General features: G+C 66.5%; 14 protein-coding genes. 10 read left to right on the top strand and 4 right to left on the bottom strand.

The genetic code is table 11. The features are described from left to right. Position 1: 1 nt before the first annotated feature. A complete protein-coding gene (gene truA / locus GAU_RS08865) occupies positions 2-781 on the bottom strand; it encodes a tRNA pseudouridine(38-40) synthase TruA (protein WP_012683218.1) in 780 nt (259 codons plus the stop codon). A gap of 106 nt (positions 782-887) precedes the next feature. On the opposite strand from truA, the gene GAU_RS08860 reads away from it, so the two are divergent. Both GAU_RS08860 and trpD read left to right on the top strand, forming a co-directional pair. Then, the gene (locus GAU_RS08860) at positions 888-2,198 is read left to right on the top strand and encodes a GAF domain-containing protein (RefSeq protein WP_041265399.1); all 1,311 of its coding nucleotides are present in this window, start codon (positions 888-890) and stop codon (positions 2,196-2,198) included. Continuing rightward, a complete protein-coding gene (gene trpD, locus GAU_RS08855; RefSeq protein WP_012683216.1) occupies positions 2,188-3,225 on the top strand; it encodes an anthranilate phosphoribosyltransferase in 1,038 nt (345 codons plus the stop codon). Before GAU_RS08860 ends, trpD begins: the two co-directional genes overlap by 11 nt. A 24-nt stretch (positions 3,226-3,249) precedes the next feature. Here trpD and lexA read toward each other — a convergent pair whose 3' ends face one another. After that, the gene (lexA, locus tag GAU_RS08850) at positions 3,250-3,858 is read right to left on the bottom strand and encodes a transcriptional repressor LexA (RefSeq protein WP_012683215.1); all 609 of its coding nucleotides are present in this window, start codon (positions 3,856-3,858) and stop codon (positions 3,250-3,252) included. A 183-nt stretch (positions 3,859-4,041) separates the two neighbouring features. Here lexA and GAU_RS08845 point away from each other — a divergent pair, with 183 nt between their 5' ends. The 8 genes from GAU_RS08845 to GAU_RS08810 are packed head-to-tail and all read left to right on the top strand — an operon-like array spanning position 4,042 to position 11,732. After that, positions 4,042-4,791: an indole-3-glycerol phosphate synthase TrpC gene (locus tag GAU_RS08845; RefSeq protein WP_052574592.1), complete on the top strand. Its 750-nt coding sequence runs from the start codon at positions 4,042-4,044 to the stop codon at positions 4,789-4,791. Positions 4,792-4,809: 18 nt separating this feature from the next. Further along, complete coding sequence (locus GAU_RS08840; protein WP_012683213.1) at positions 4,810-5,508, top strand: phosphoribosylanthranilate isomerase; 699 nt, start codon at positions 4,810-4,812, stop codon at positions 5,506-5,508. Beyond that, a complete protein-coding gene (trpB, locus tag GAU_RS08835; RefSeq protein WP_012683212.1) occupies positions 5,505-6,728 on the top strand; it encodes a tryptophan synthase subunit beta in 1,224 nt (407 codons plus the stop codon). The genes GAU_RS08840 and trpB overlap by 4 nt, the downstream gene beginning before the upstream one ends. After that, a complete protein-coding gene (locus GAU_RS08830; protein ID WP_041265398.1) occupies positions 6,725-8,422 on the top strand; it encodes a HEAT repeat domain-containing protein in 1,698 nt (565 codons plus the stop codon). Before trpB ends, GAU_RS08830 begins: the two co-directional genes overlap by 4 nt. Next, entirely contained in the window at positions 8,422-9,876 is a 1,455-nt protein-coding gene (locus tag GAU_RS08825; protein ID WP_012683210.1) for an HD-GYP domain-containing protein, read from the top strand. The genes GAU_RS08830 and GAU_RS08825 overlap by 1 nt, the downstream gene beginning before the upstream one ends. Next, complete coding sequence (gene trpA, locus GAU_RS08820) at positions 9,845-10,660, top strand: tryptophan synthase subunit alpha (RefSeq protein WP_012683209.1); 816 nt, start codon at positions 9,845-9,847, stop codon at positions 10,658-10,660. The genes GAU_RS08825 and trpA overlap by 32 nt, the downstream gene beginning before the upstream one ends. Continuing rightward, positions 10,650-11,213 (top strand): hypothetical protein, encoded by a 564-nt coding sequence (locus GAU_RS08815; protein WP_041265397.1) that lies wholly within the window; start codon positions 10,650-10,652, stop codon positions 11,211-11,213. The genes trpA and GAU_RS08815 overlap by 11 nt, the downstream gene beginning before the upstream one ends. Before the next feature lie 9 nt (positions 11,214-11,222). Next, entirely contained in the window at positions 11,223-11,732 is a 510-nt protein-coding gene (locus tag GAU_RS08810) for a LytR C-terminal domain-containing protein (RefSeq protein ID WP_012683207.1), read from the top strand. On the opposite strand, the gene rlmN is transcribed toward GAU_RS08810, so the two are convergent. Continuing rightward, the gene (gene rlmN / locus GAU_RS08805) at positions 11,661-12,743 is read right to left on the bottom strand and encodes a 23S rRNA (adenine(2503)-C(2))-methyltransferase RlmN (RefSeq protein ID WP_012683206.1); all 1,083 of its coding nucleotides are present in this window, start codon (positions 12,741-12,743) and stop codon (positions 11,661-11,663) included. The genes GAU_RS08810 and rlmN overlap by 72 nt on opposite strands. After that, on the bottom strand, positions 12,740-13,636 hold the full coding sequence (locus GAU_RS08800; protein ID WP_012683205.1) for a hypothetical protein: 897 nt from the start codon (positions 13,634-13,636) through the stop codon (positions 12,740-12,742). Before GAU_RS08800 ends, rlmN begins: the two co-directional genes overlap by 4 nt. Positions 13,637-13,652 lie beyond the last annotated feature (16 nt).

Below are 13,652 nucleotides of genomic sequence, written 5' to 3'. Positions count from 1 at the left end.
ATCAGCCTTCCTGTGCGTACAGCGCCGCGGGATACGTCACTTCGCGCAGCGACAGACCGTGCGCGGGTGCTGGCGGGGAGGTGTCCGCGTTGTCGGGTGTGACCAATAGCCGCGCGATCGTACCACGCGGACGGCGCCCCAGCGCCACATCGACCATCGTCCCGACCAGGAATCGCACCATGTGATGGAGAAAGCGGTTTGCCGACACCTCGAACACCCAGCCGCCTTCGCGAGGCACCCACGCCGCATGATGAATGATGCAGCGGTGGTGATCGTCGACCGGCGCCGTATGAGCTATGGCAAACGCCCGGAACGTGTGCTCTCCCAGCAGTTCAGCAGCCTCGCCGTGCAGCGCTTCGACATCGAGGGGGCGATGGAGTGCCCATTCGTGGCGACGGCGAAACGGCGACGAGGCCAATTCATCCGTCCCGATAAGATAACCATATCGCCGCGCCGTTGCGCTGTACCGGGGATGGAATTCCGGCTCCATTTGGTACGCCGCGGCCACCCAGATGTCGTCGGGCAGCAAGGCATTCATGGCACGCCGGAGCCGCGGGGCGGTCCACTGAGGAGGCATTCGCACGCCAACGCCCTGACCGTGGGCGTGCACCCCGGCGTCGGTGCGGCCGGCGCCCACGGCAGGCACGTACAGCCCCCCGGAAAGACGCCCCAGGACCCGCTCCATGTCACCCTGGACGGTGCGCACGTCGGGCTGGCGCTGCCAGCCGGCGAATCGCCCCCCGTCGTACTGGGTTACCAGGAGGATCGGTCGCGGGTCCATAAGCGCGGGGAAGCTAGGCGAGGGGGGCGTCCGCTTCAACTCACGAAGCGCCGCCCATTGCATTGTGATGGTCGCTGACGTTTTCTCCACGTCTCTTTCACTCGTCATGCCCCCACGTTCCCTCGCATCACTGGCGCACGCCCTCACGGCGTCCCCCGACCTCGATGGCGCGCTCGTCGCCCTCGGCGAATGCCTCGCCGAACTCGATCGCGGGGCCTCCGTAGCGCTCATCCACTACGATGCGCGCCGGGACATGCTCCGGGACCGCTACACCCCCGTGGGCGCACAGGTGCATCGGACCAGTATCGAGACCACGTTCGATCACCTCCCTGAGCCGGTTCGGGCCCGGATTCTGGCGGGTGGTCCATTTCTCGACGTCACCGACCGATCGGCCGACTACGCGCGCCTGTGCGGTTTTGCCACGGCGCTGGACGGCGGAGTGCTGGCGTTGCGAGGCCTTCGGGTGGAGGGACAACTCGGGGCCGTGCTGGCGCTGTACGAGCCACGCAAGATCTTCGGCACCCGCACCACCGAGCGGATTGCGCCGGCCGTTGCGCTGTTCGACCTGGCCTATGCCCGCATCTCCGAGCGGGATGCCCGCGAAGAAGCCGTGCGGACGCTCGAGGATGTCACCCAGCGCGTGCACGGTGAATACGTGCGCAAGCTCTCGGTGCTCGAAGCCGAACTGCGCGAAGTGCGCAACACGCCCCGCCAGGTCACCGCATTCCACTCCGCCGAAGCCATCGCCCTGCAGGCCGATGCCGCGCGGGCGCAGGAGGAGATGCGTCGTGCGGGTCGGAAGGCGGAGCTGGCCGATCAGCAACTCGCGTCGGCCGTGGGCCAGCTCGAACAGGCCCACATCGAACTGCACCGGCGCAGCGAAGCCCTGCGTCAGCGCACCCGCACGCTGTACCTGGTGGATCGCGCGTTGTCACTCGATGCCGAAACCACCGATGCGCGTACCCTGGTGGACGCGCTGTTGGCCCTCGTGGGCGACGATATGCAGGCCCAGCGCTGTTCGCTCATGCTGCGTGCGCCGGAGCCGGATCATCTCTACCTGGCGGCCGCCCGCGGGATCGCGCCCAACATCGTGGAAGGCATGCGTATCCGGATCGGCGAAGGCGTGGCCGGCCGGGTGGCGGCAGCCCGTGAGCCGCTGCTGGTGCAGGATGTACGGGAAGCTTCGCAGCATCCGCTGCTGCGTGATCAGTACTTCACCACCGGCAGTTTCATCAGCTTCCCACTCGTCTATCACGACGAACTGGTGGGTGTGCTCAACCTGACCAACCGGGCCCAACGCGGGATTTACACCGAAGAAGACGTAGAGCGTGTGCGTCTGCTCGGGTTGGTGATCTCGCTGATTGCCTCGCGCAACGGGTTGCCGCAGGCGCTGCTGGAGACACTGCATGCCCGCTGAGGCGTTGGCCGTTGCCATTCGGCGGCTCGCGCTGCATCAGCCGCTGGATGGCGAAGAGCTGCATCAGGCCTTCAAGGTGATCATGCGTGGCGAGGGCACCCCGGCCCAGGTGGCCGCGTTGCTGATGGCCCTGCGAGTGAAAGGGGAAACGCCGTCGGAAGTGGCTGCCGTGGTGCGGGCGCTGCGCGACGCCATGGTGGTGCTGCCGGCGGCGGACCCGAACGCATTGGTGGACACCTGCGGCACGGGCGGCGGCTCGTTGACGACGTTCAACATCTCCACGGCCTCCGCCCTGTTGGCGGCAGGCATGGGTGTGCGGGTCGCGAAACATGGCAACCGGTCTTTCACATCCCGATCGGGCAGCGCGGATGTGTTGGAGGCACTGGGCGTCGTGATCGAAACCACGCCCGCCGCCATGGCTGCCACGCTGGAGGAGGCGGGCATTGTGTTCATGTTCGCACCGCTCATGCACCCGGCGCTGCGTCACGTGGGCCCGATTCGCCGTGAACTGGCCGTGCCCACCGTGATGAACATCGTGGGCCCGCTGGCCAATCCGGCCCGTGCCGGCCGTCAGGTGGTGGGTGTGGCGGAAATCGCACGCCTCGAGTTGCTCGCCAACGCACTCATGCAGCTCGGATCGGTACGCGCGATGGTCGTGCACGGCGCTCCGGGGGTGGACGAAATCTCGCCGCTGGGCCTGACCGAGGTACGCGAGGCGCGCGATGGCGCGGTGCACCGCTGGACCATTGATCCCGCCGCCTTTGGCGTGGGTGCAGTCAGCGCCGAGTCGCTGGCCGGTGGTGATCCGGCGCAGAACGCGGAGATCATTGAGGCCGTGTTGCAGGGCGCGGGTTCAACAGGAGCACAAGCGGCGGTACTGCTGAATGCCGCCGCGGCCCTGTATGTCAGCCGAGACGACCTGACGTATGCCGACGCCGTGGCACAGACCCGTTCTGCATTGGCGGCGGGCGTCGGATACACCGCGCTGGAACGCCTGCGAGCCGCTTCCCAGCGCTGGCGCGCCTGATCGGTTTCAGGCGCGCCGACTCATTCAATAGCGGCGCAACACCCCGACCACGATGCCCTGGATGCGGACGTCGTCTTCGTGGACAAACAGCGGCTGCATCGTTTCGTTGGCTGGCTGCAAACGGATGCGCCCATCACGCTCGCGATAGTAACGCTTCACGGTAGCCCCCGAGCCATCGAGCAGGGCGATGACCATTTCGCCGTTGTCGGCTGCCTGCTTGTCGTTGATCACGACAAAGTCGCCGTCGCGGATATGCTCCTCGATCATCGAGTCGCCACGCACCCGCAGGACATAGTGACTCCCGTTCCGGCGCAAGAACCCGTCGGGCACGGCCATCGTCTCGCCACTGTGTACCGCTTCGATGGGTGCACCGGCCGCCACAGAACCCAGGAGCGGTAACTCCACCGAACGCTGGTAGATCTCCGACGGCAGGATCTCGATGGCGCGGCTCTCGTTGTACGAGCGCTTGATGTACCCCTTGCGCTCGAGGTTGGTCAGATGCTCATGCACCGTCGCAAGCGAGTTATAGTTGAACTGCGACGCGATCTCCTCGAAGCTGGGCGCATAGCCGTTGACCTCGTTGTACTCGGAGAGGAACGAGAGAATTTCGCGCTGTCGCTTGGTGAGCGGCATGGGAGCTCCACTTGAGAGGGGGTACCGGCCGAGCCCGAAAACAGGCCGAAGAGCATCACCCGCCACGCTAACCGAAGACAGGCCGAAGTGCAAGGATTTTCTTCAAAGACGCCCGAAACACCCGTCTGGACCGAACCTGAAGGCACCCTCGGACAGCTCACCCGCGAGGCACACGCCCGGGCGATGGCGGTCGCCGACCGCCTCGAAGCCCTGAAGGCGGTGGCGCGGGACGCCCGACCCGTCGTGCCTTTCCACCAGGCCCTCACGGGGCCACATCTCCGGGTCATCGCGGAGGTGAAGCGCGCGTCGCCGTCCAAGGGCACGATCGCCCCCGGACTGGACGCCGTGGGCCAGGCCGAGGCGTACGTGCGGGGCGGGGCAGCGGCGATTTCGGTACTGACCGAACCAACGCGGTTTGGTGGGTCCCTCGAAGATCTCCAAGCGGTCGCTGCTGCCGTGCAGGTGCCCGTGATCCGCAAGGACTTCCTCGTGCACCCCGTCCAGTTGTGGGAGGCTCGCGCGGCCGGTGCTTCGGCGGCGCTGTTGATCGTACGATCACTGGCCCCCTCGCTGCTGCCACTGCTGATCGACACGGCACGCGAGATCGGACTCGAACCACTGGTGGAGATTCGCGATCTCGTCGAACTCGAACGGGCGCTGGCCGCTGGCGCTTCGGTCATCGGTGTCAACAATCGCAATCTCGAATCACTGGTCATCGATACGGCCACGGCGCCGGCCATCATTCCGCACATCCCCTCCGATCGGGTGGCCGTGGCGGAGAGTGGCATGCAGCAGCCGGACGATCTGCACGCGCCCCGCGATGCCGGCGCCGATGCCGTACTGGTTGGCAGCGCGGTCTCTACGGCAACCGATCCGGAAGCCCAGGTGCGTGCGTTGGCCGCGATTGCCCGTCATGCCACCGCCCGTCGCTGACGCTCGACGATCGCACCGATGACCTCCGCCCCCATCTCTCCGGTCCGTATCAAGATCTGCGGACTGACACGCCCGCAGGATGCCGAACACGCCGAACAGCAGGGCGCGTCCTATCTGGGCGTGATCCTGGCCGGAGGCCCTCGGTTACTGACGGTGGACGCGGCCCGTTCCGTGCTTGGCCCACGTCGTCAGGGTGTGCAAAGAGTGGCCGTGTTCGGTGACCAGTCGGCGGAAGAAATCGTTTCGATCGCGGACGCACTCGACCTCGATGTCATGCAGTTGCATGGGCATGCCTCGACGAACGGTCGCTCATACGTCGAGATGGTCGCTTGGCTCCGGGACACCACGGGACGCACCGTGTGGCCGGTGCTGCGCGTGGCCGGTCAGGAACTGCCGAAGGACGCCGCAGCGCTCGCCCAAACCGCAGGTGCTTTGGTGTTGGATGCCCACGTCGTCGGACAACTCGGCGGCACCGGGGTCGCGCTCGACTGGTCCGGGCTGCGCGCCTCGGTGATGGCGCTCCGGCAGGCCACGCCGGTGCAGTTGGTACTGGCCGGCGGTCTCCGTCCCGAAAACGTGGCCGCCGCCATCGGACTGCTGTCGCCGCAGGTGGTAGACGTATCTTCCGGCGTGGAAGTGGCGCCTGGTGTGAAGGATCCGGAGCGCGTGCAACAGTTTGTGATGGCAGCGCGCGGCGCTGTGGAGACTCAGGCATGACGGTGGAGCAGAGCGACATGGCGGGCAATTCGACACTCGGGACGGTGGCCAACGATCGCTTCGGGCCGTTCGGCGGTCGGTACGTGCCGGAGACGCTGATCCCGGCCCTCGACGCGCTCGATATCGCGTTTGATGCAGCCAACGCCGATCCCGCCTTTCGCGCCGAACTGGATGGTTTGCTGCGGGAGTACGTGGGCCGTCCCACGGCGCTCACCTTTGCCCCACGACTCAGCGAGCGGATTGGCGCCCCGGTGTGGCTCAAGCGCGAAGACCTGAATCACACGGGCGCGCACAAGATCAACAACACGGTGGGGCAGGCGCTGCTGGCCCGTCGCATGGGCAAGCGCCGCATCATCGCCGAGACCGGCGCCGGGCAGCACGGTGTGGCCACGGCAACGATCTGTGCCCGATTCGGCCTCGAGTGCGTCGTATACATGGGTGAGGAAGACATGCGGCGCCAAGCGCTGAATGTCTTCCGCATGCGTCTGCTCGGTGCGACGGTCGTGCCGGTGACAGCGGGTACGCGTACGCTCAAGGACGCCACCACTGAAGCCATCCGCGACTGGGTCACCACTGTGAATGACAGCCATTACATCATCGGTTCGGTAGTCGGCCCGGCGCCGTATCCGCGGATGGTGCGCGAGTTCCAGTCGGTGATTGGCCGCGAATCCCGCGCGCAGATGCTCGAACGGGCGGGTCGCCTGCCGAAGACCGTGGTAGCGTGCATTGGTGGCGGCTCGAACGCGATGGGGATCTTCTCGGGGTTCGTTCAGGACGCCGACGTGGAACTGGTTGGCGTGGAAGCCGCCGGCGACGGTCTCGACACCGATCGTCACAGCGCCTCCATCACCAAGGGCACGCCTGGTGTGTTGCATGGCTCGCTCAGCTACCTGCTGCAGGACGAGGCCGGGCAGGTGCACCCCGCGCACTCCATCTCGGCCGGCCTCGACTACCCCGGCGTTGGCCCCGAACATTCGTGGCTGCACGACAGTGGCCGCGCCCTCTACGATTCGGTCACCGACACCGAGGCGCTGCGTGGGGTGGCCGTGCTGAGCCGCCTCGAGGGCATCATTCCGGCGCTGGAGACGGCACATGCCGTGGCCTGGGTGGAGCGTTCGGCTGGTCGGTGGCAGGCCGACGAGCCCGTCCTCCTGTGCGTGAGCGGTCGCGGCGACAAGGACGTGGGCACCATCAGCCAGCACACGCTGCCTGACGTATGACCATGGCTGTTCACGACACCACGCCATCGCCGCAGGCAGTTTCCGCGATCGAGGACGCGCTTCGGGCGATGTCCAAGGCGTTTCGTGCCGTGCAGCTCTACCTGCCGAACAATCCCGCGCGCGGGCAGAGTCTCGAACTCGCGCGCACCGCGTTTGCGAAGATCTGGGCGCACGAGTCGGTGCTCGAATTGCAGGTGCAGGAAGCGTCGTTCCTGTGGGAAGGGCGCACCGTGTTTCAGGACGCCGATCGCGGAACCGAATCGCTGCCCTGGTTGATGCATCGCGATGGACTGCGCGCGATGGCGTTTCAGCCAGGATGTGAGCAGCAGGATCTCGAGGCGCTGCTGTCGCTGTTGCAGCGCGCACGAGCGGCGGCGAACGATGACGATGATCTGGTGACCATGCTGTGGGTGGCCGACCTGGGCCATGTCACGTATCGGTACGTGGATGTCGGCAATGCGGCGGAGCCCATGCTCATGTCGTCGGGCGACCGCCCCGGTGTGGCGAGCTTTGCGCCAGGGCAGGCGCCGTTGGCCGTACCACCCGCCGAGACGCAGCCTCCGGGAGAGGGGCCGCCTGGTATGGTGCGTGTCGAGAACTTCGACACCACGCTCTACTTCCTCGACCAGCGCGAAACGGCGTACCTGCAGGACGAACTGCGCCGCGAATACACCGAGGATCAACGCCGGCTGGTCCTGGCCAGTCTTTTCGACATTCTCGAGACGCGTCCCGAAGAGGAAGCACAGCGCGAAGTGCTGGGCATTCTCGATCAGTTGGTGATCGAGTTCCTCACGCTGGGTGACTATGAGCTGGTCGCCTATGTGCTGCGCGAGGCGGCGACCACCGCACGTCGGCCACAACTTGGACCGGCGCTGGTGCAGTCGCTGGAAGCGCTCCCCGGTCGCCTCAGTGAACCGCAGGTCGTGGCGCAGTTGCTGCACGCGCTCGATGAAAGCCGGCGCACGCCGGTGGCATCCTTGCTCGAAGGACTCTTCACCGAGCTGCGTGCCGAAGCGCTGGAACCGTTGGTGTCCTGGCTCGGTGGCGCGAGCGCGTCGCCGGCCCGAGCGTCCATCGAGCGTGCGTCGCTGCGATTGGCGGGGGCACACACGGCCGAACTGAATCGTTTGCTCGAGCATCCCAAGGAAGCGGTCGTGCGAGGCGCGCTCCGCCTGGTGGCTCAGTTGGGTACGGCCGCAGCGGTGCCCGGTCTCGCCCGGCTGCTGCGTGTCGCCGAAGCCCAGATACGCGCCGAAGCGGTGGGGGTGCTTGCTGACATCGGCTCACCCAGCGCCCTGCAGGCACTCGAGCGCGCGATCGACGATGCGGATCGTGATGTGCGCGTCGCCACCTATCGCGCCATCGGCACCCGCAAACATGGCGGCGCCTTGCCGCGCCTGCTCGATGCCATTCGGCGCAAGGAGACCCGCAGTGCAGACCTGGGCGAAAAGATGGCGCTGTTCGAGGCGTTTGGCAGTCTGTGTGGCAACTCGGGCGTGAATGAACTCGACACACTGCTGAACGCACGCGGACTGTTGGGCGCGAAGGAAAATGCCGAGATCCGGGCCTGTGCCGCGCGGGCGCTGGGGCTGATCGGCACCCCGATGGCCATGGGTTCGTTGCAGCGCGCCGCAGACACGAAAGATCTGGTGGTGCGCAACGCCGTGGCGCGCGCCATGCGAGGCGGTCAGTAATGGGCACAGGCGCGATGGCCGACCAGAGCAGCGGCGCAGCGGCACAGAAACACGCACGGGCATTCATCGTGGCGATGAACAGCGCCGTGCGCGCGGTACGCCTGTACCCCATCGAAAACGCCGCTGTCCAGCGGGCCATCGCCGAACTGGGGAACAGCGCCGAACGCGTGCGGCAGGACGAAGACGAATGTGCGCTGCGGAGAATTGGCGACTTTCTTTTCGTGAACGAAACGCGGTTGCGACTGTCGTTCGACAACTATGCGGCCGTGGCGTCGTTGCTCGGGCTGTTCCGGGAAGCGGGCATTGGGGGCATCGTGCTGGTCGGCCGTCCCGACCCGCGCGCCTGGGTGGTGTTGCTGTCTTTCCTCCAGTCCCCGCCGCTCGAATATCCCGAAGAAGAGCGTCTGGCGCAGCTCACGGCGCGACTCGAACAGGCCCGCGTGGCCGACTTCGAACTCTCACCGCCGCTGGAAGAAGGCGTGCGCGAAGAGGCCGAACTCGATGCCAAGGAACGCGCCCGGCAGACCTATGTGCGCTCGCTCGACGTCACGCGCGAGATCATCACGTCCACGCGGTTGGGCAAGAGCCCCAGCCTCAAGCGTGTGAAGCGCGCCGTGCAGGGCATTGTCGATTCGATTCTCACCGATTCGACCTCGCTGATGGGGCTCACCACGCTCCGGGATTTCGACGAATACACGTTTGTGCACAGCGTGAACGTGTGCATCATGTCGGTCGCGCTCGGCCGTCGGCTGGGGTTGGCCAAGCTGCAACTGCTCGACCTCGGCCTCGCGGCGCTGCTGCACGACCTGGGCAAGTCGCGTGTGCCGCTCGAACTGCTGAACAAGCGCGGCGAACTGGATGAGGACGAACGGTTGCTGCTGCAGTCGCACACCTGGCAGGGTGTGTTGGCGCTGTTCGGCATTCCCGGTGTGGCCACACGTCCCTGGCGGGCCATGTCGGCCGCCTACGAACATCACATGCGCACCGATCTCTCTGGTTATCCGCGGCTGGTGCGGCCTCGCACGTTGTCGATGTTCTCGAAGATCATCGCTGTCACCGATGGCTTCGATGCCGCCACGACGAGCCGCGTGTATCAGGATGCGCCCTGGACGCCGGCCGATGTGCTGCGGGGGATGCGCGACAATCCCCGCCTGGGGCTCGATCCGGTGGTGGTGAAGGCGTTCATCAACCTGACCGGTATCTACCCGGTTGGCACGGTCGTGGTGCTCGATACCTTCGAAATCGCGCTGGTGATGGCCGCCAATCCCGACGCGGCGGCATTGTCGCGTCCGCTGGTTCGCATCCTGATGGACGAGCGTGGCAACCCGGTGCAGAACACCGCACAACTGATGGACCTTACGGCGCGCGATGCGTCTGGCCAGTTTGTTCGCTCTATCATTCGCACCGAGGATCCGCACCGTTATGGCATCAGCATCGGCGACCACTTCGCCTGACGTCTCCGCTCCGTCGCGCCTCACTGCGCGGTTTCGCGCACTGGCCGCCGAAGGTCGAAAGGCACTCGTCTGCTATGTCACGGCCGGTTATCCGGACCCGGCCTCCAGTGTGCAATTGCTGCGTGGGCTGGCCGAAGCGGGAGCGGATGTCATCGAGGTGGGCGTCCCGTTCTCCGATCCGATGGCCGATGGTCCGGTCATTCAGCACAGCTCACAGGTCGCGCTCGAACACGGTATCACGCTGTCCCGCACGCTCGACATCGTGAAGGAAGCGGGCCTCGATGTGCCCGTGGTGTTGTTCAGCTACCTGAATCCCATCCTGGCCGGTGGGGACGATGTGTTGCGTCGCGCCCGCGCGGCGGGGGTTGATGGTGTGCTGGCTACCGACCTGCCGGTTGGTGCCGACCCCGAGCGCGAAGCCTGGTTCGGATCGAGCGGTCTCGATTTTGTGCGTCTGGTCGCGCCGACCACCCCGGCGCCGCGCATGGCGGAGATCGCCCGGCACGGCGGGGGCTTTGTGTATCTCATCAGCCGACTCGGCGTGACCGGTGAGCGTGACTCGCTCCCTGACGATCTCCCGGTCACCGTGCAGCGTCTACGCAGCGCCACCTCGCTGCCACTGTGCATCGGTTTTGGCATTTCCACGCCTGCTGATGCCAAGGCCGCTGCCGCCCTGGGTGATGGCGTGGTGGTGGGAAGTGCGCTGGTGCGTGCGGCCGGCCGCTCCATCGAAGATGCCATCGCGCTGACGCGTTCGCTGCGCGCGGCCCTCGATGAGCGCTGATCACACCACACCATCGGCAACCACCGTGGTGTTGCCGGAATGGGCGGTCGTGACGGAGAAGCGCCGCGCGCACATTCAGCGCGTGGTCGCGTTGCTCGAACGATGGGCCGACGAGCTGTCTCTATCGACCGAAGAGCGTCGTGCGTGGGTGGATGCGGGGCGGTGGCACGACGCCCTGCGCGATGCCGATGAACCGACATTGCGGGCCGCAACCGGCGACCAACAACGGCCCTTTGGCATGTTGCACGGCCCCGCTGCGGCGCTGCGACTCGCTGCTGAAGGCGAAGAGCGTCAGTCGGTGCTCGATGCCATTCGGTGGCACACTGTCGGATCGCTCGACTGGTACCGAACAGGACGGGCGCTCTTCATGGCCGATTTCCTCGAACCCGGGCGCAACTTCATGCAGACCGATCGGGCGTTCCTGGCCGATCGGGTTGCCGACGATTTTGACGCGGTCTTTCGACAAGTTGTGCGTCTGCGCCTCGAGTGGACCATCCGCGAAGGCAAGGGACTGTCGCCCGAAACGGTGGCGCTCTGGAACCAGATCCGCTGACCGCCGGCAATGACGCACGGGTTTCCAACCTGGCCTGAACCTCCCGAATCACGCGGTGGCGGGCGACGTGGATGGCTGTTGGCCGTCGTTGTGCTGGTGGTCGTGGCAGCGGGCTCCGCGTTCGCCTGGTGGCAGTTTGCGCAGCCGGCGGCAGATGCCGCACCAGCAGCACCGTCGTCAACAGTGTCCGTCCAGGACAGCACGGCGAGGCCGCCCGCTGACACGCGCGTGATGGTGCGCGTGGTGAATGCGTCGGGGGTACGGGGGCTCGCACGACGGGCCACGCTGGTGCTGCGCGATTTTGGCTACGACGTGGTGGACTACGACTCCGAGCGCGACGCCAAGCGTCCGGTCACGCAAATCCTCGTGCACACGGGTCACGCCCCATGGGCCGAGCGTCTGCAGCGGGCGCTGGGCGTGGGAGAGATCACGCCCAGCACCGACACGTCACGCTACGTGGACCTCACCGTGGTCCTGGGCCGCGACTGGCAGCCGCCGACCGAGCCGCTCCGTCCGTAGCTGACCACAGGCCGCGGCGATATCGAGCCCGCGGCTGCGGCGCACCGCCGTTTCCACCCCACGCGCGCGAATCGCCTTGGCGAAGGCGTTGATGGTTGGTGTGGTGGATGGGGAGAAACCCATCGAGCCACCCGGATGCAGCGGAATGAGATTCACGAAGGCACGGCAATCGCGGGCCAACTGTGCCAACTGCGCCGCGTGTTCCGGTTGATCGTTCACGCCGCCCAGCATGACGTATTCGAACGTCACCCGACGGTCGAACTCCCGTGCCGCCGCGATGACGTCGGCCAGCGGATACTTCGTGTTGACCGGCATCAGGGTGCGCCGCAGCGCATCCGACGGGGCATGAATGGAGATCGCGAGCCGGAACTGTTCCGGACGGGCCGCGAGTGCCACGATACCGGGCAGTACACCCACCGTGGAAATCGTGATGTGCCGCGCGCCAATGCCCAGGGCACGCGGATCATTCAGCAGCGACAGCGTGGGACTCACCGCCTTCCAGTTCATGAGCGGCTCCCCCATGCCCATGAACACGATGTTGGTGGGCACGATGGACGGCGTGAGCATGCGCAGTTCACGCACCTGACCGGCAATCTCCGAGGGATGCAAGTTGCGCTGGAACCCCATCGCCCCGGTGGCACAGAACGCGCACTGCAGGGCACAGCCGGCCTGCGACGAAATGCAGAAGGTCAGGCGATCACCGTCGGGAATGGCCACCGTTTCGATCAACTGCCCGTCGTGCATGCGGAACAGAAACTTCTCCGTCCCATCCATCGACTTCTGCCGCGTGGTCAGCTCGAGGGCGGTGATGCGGAACGAACCCGCCAGCCCCTCGCGCAGCGCCTTGGGCAACTCGGTCATCTCATCGAACGAGCGCACCGGACGCTGCCAAAGGCGACCGAACACCTGGGCGGCCCGATAGGCGGGCTCTCCGCGCGCGGCCATCCACTCACCGAGCAGCGCCAGGGCCGCGTCGGGGTCGAAGTCGAGCAGGTCAGGGAGTACGGTCACTTGATGATGGAGCTGAGCGTGAACTGATAAACGGCCCCGAGGCCGGAGACACCTTCTTCGCGTGCGACGCCGACGGAGAATCTCGCGTAATAGAGCGCCAGGCCAAAACGCAGACGATCGACCGACTGACCGGCGACCTCCGTGCGCAGGTGCGCGACACGGGCTTCCACCCGATCGCGACGTGCGGACACAAAGGGACCCACTTCCTGCGCCCCTCGATTGACGTTGGCATATGCCACGCCCGCCCGCACCTCACGCTCCACCATGGTACCCGCGAGCCGGAAATCGGCCGCCGTCAGCAGGGCGGGCCGATCCTCGATCTCGCGGCCGGGACGCCACAGGAAGCTGGACAGCGCCACGCGGGCATTCCGCCAGGGCAGATCGTGCAGCACCGCACCAAAATCGGCCGCCAGTGCGTCCCCGGTGACCTGATCGGCGCGCCCGTGGCGCCACCGGACGGCCGCCCCGACGGTCAGGTGGGGCACCAACTCCCGTGCGCCGCTGACGCTCACCAGCCAGGTGGCATAGGGGATGTTGCCCACCGCCAGCGGATCGGTGTCGGTACGCACGAGACCACTGATGCCGGCACGGGCGACACTCAGCCCGAACGTCGTGCCGGAGCTCCGGCGCATGGCGGCGCTGAGGAGCTGCCCGTCGACCCCCTGGGCGGAACCCGCGGCCAGCGACGCCACGCCGAAGCGAAACCGCTCCCCGGAACGCAGTGCAATGGTGGCCGGATTCCACAGTCCCGCCCCCGGTTCGGACGCCAGGGCAGGCGGCTCGTACATGGCGCCGAGCGGGAACTCCCACAAATCACGTGCAGGCACCGCCTGCGCTCCGAGCCCACTGGCCCAACCGAACGCGGCAAGCCCGTAGATCAGGATGCGGTGCATACGGGAGACTAAACGG

The sequence above is a fragment of the Gemmatimonas aurantiaca T-27 genome, from assembly GCF_000010305.1.
GTDB lineage: Bacteria > Gemmatimonadota > Gemmatimonadetes > Gemmatimonadales > Gemmatimonadaceae > Gemmatimonas > Gemmatimonas aurantiaca.
Note: the sequence above shows the minus strand (reverse complement) of the source record. Positions and strands in the feature narration are given on the sequence as shown.

Coding starts and splice junctions, on each gene's coding strand:
- truA (WP_012683218.1), bottom strand. CDS start 781: ATGGACCCGCGACCGATCCTCCTGGTAACCCAGTACGACGGGGGGCGA.
- GAU_RS08860 (WP_041265399.1), top strand. CDS start 888: ATGCCCCCACGTTCCCTCGCATCACTGGCGCACGCCCTCACGGCGTCC.
- trpD (WP_012683216.1), top strand. CDS start 2,188: ATGCCCGCTGAGGCGTTGGCCGTTGCCATTCGGCGGCTCGCGCTGCAT.
- lexA (WP_012683215.1), bottom strand. CDS start 3,858: ATGCCGCTCACCAAGCGACAGCGCGAAATTCTCTCGTTCCTCTCCGAG.
- GAU_RS08845 (WP_052574592.1), top strand. CDS start 4,042: ATGGCGGTCGCCGACCGCCTCGAAGCCCTGAAGGCGGTGGCGCGGGAC.
- GAU_RS08840 (WP_012683213.1), top strand. CDS start 4,810: ATGACCTCCGCCCCCATCTCTCCGGTCCGTATCAAGATCTGCGGACTG.
- trpB (WP_012683212.1), top strand. CDS start 5,505: ATGACGGTGGAGCAGAGCGACATGGCGGGCAATTCGACACTCGGGACG.
- GAU_RS08830 (WP_041265398.1), top strand. CDS start 6,725: ATGACCATGGCTGTTCACGACACCACGCCATCGCCGCAGGCAGTTTCC.
- GAU_RS08825 (WP_012683210.1), top strand. CDS start 8,422: ATGGGCACAGGCGCGATGGCCGACCAGAGCAGCGGCGCAGCGGCACAG.
- trpA (WP_012683209.1), top strand. CDS start 9,845: ATGGCATCAGCATCGGCGACCACTTCGCCTGACGTCTCCGCTCCGTCG.
- GAU_RS08815 (WP_041265397.1), top strand. CDS start 10,650: ATGAGCGCTGATCACACCACACCATCGGCAACCACCGTGGTGTTGCCG.
- GAU_RS08810 (WP_012683207.1), top strand. CDS start 11,223: ATGACGCACGGGTTTCCAACCTGGCCTGAACCTCCCGAATCACGCGGT.
- GAU_RS08800 (WP_012683205.1), bottom strand. CDS start 13,636: ATGCACCGCATCCTGATCTACGGGCTTGCCGCGTTCGGTTGGGCCAGT.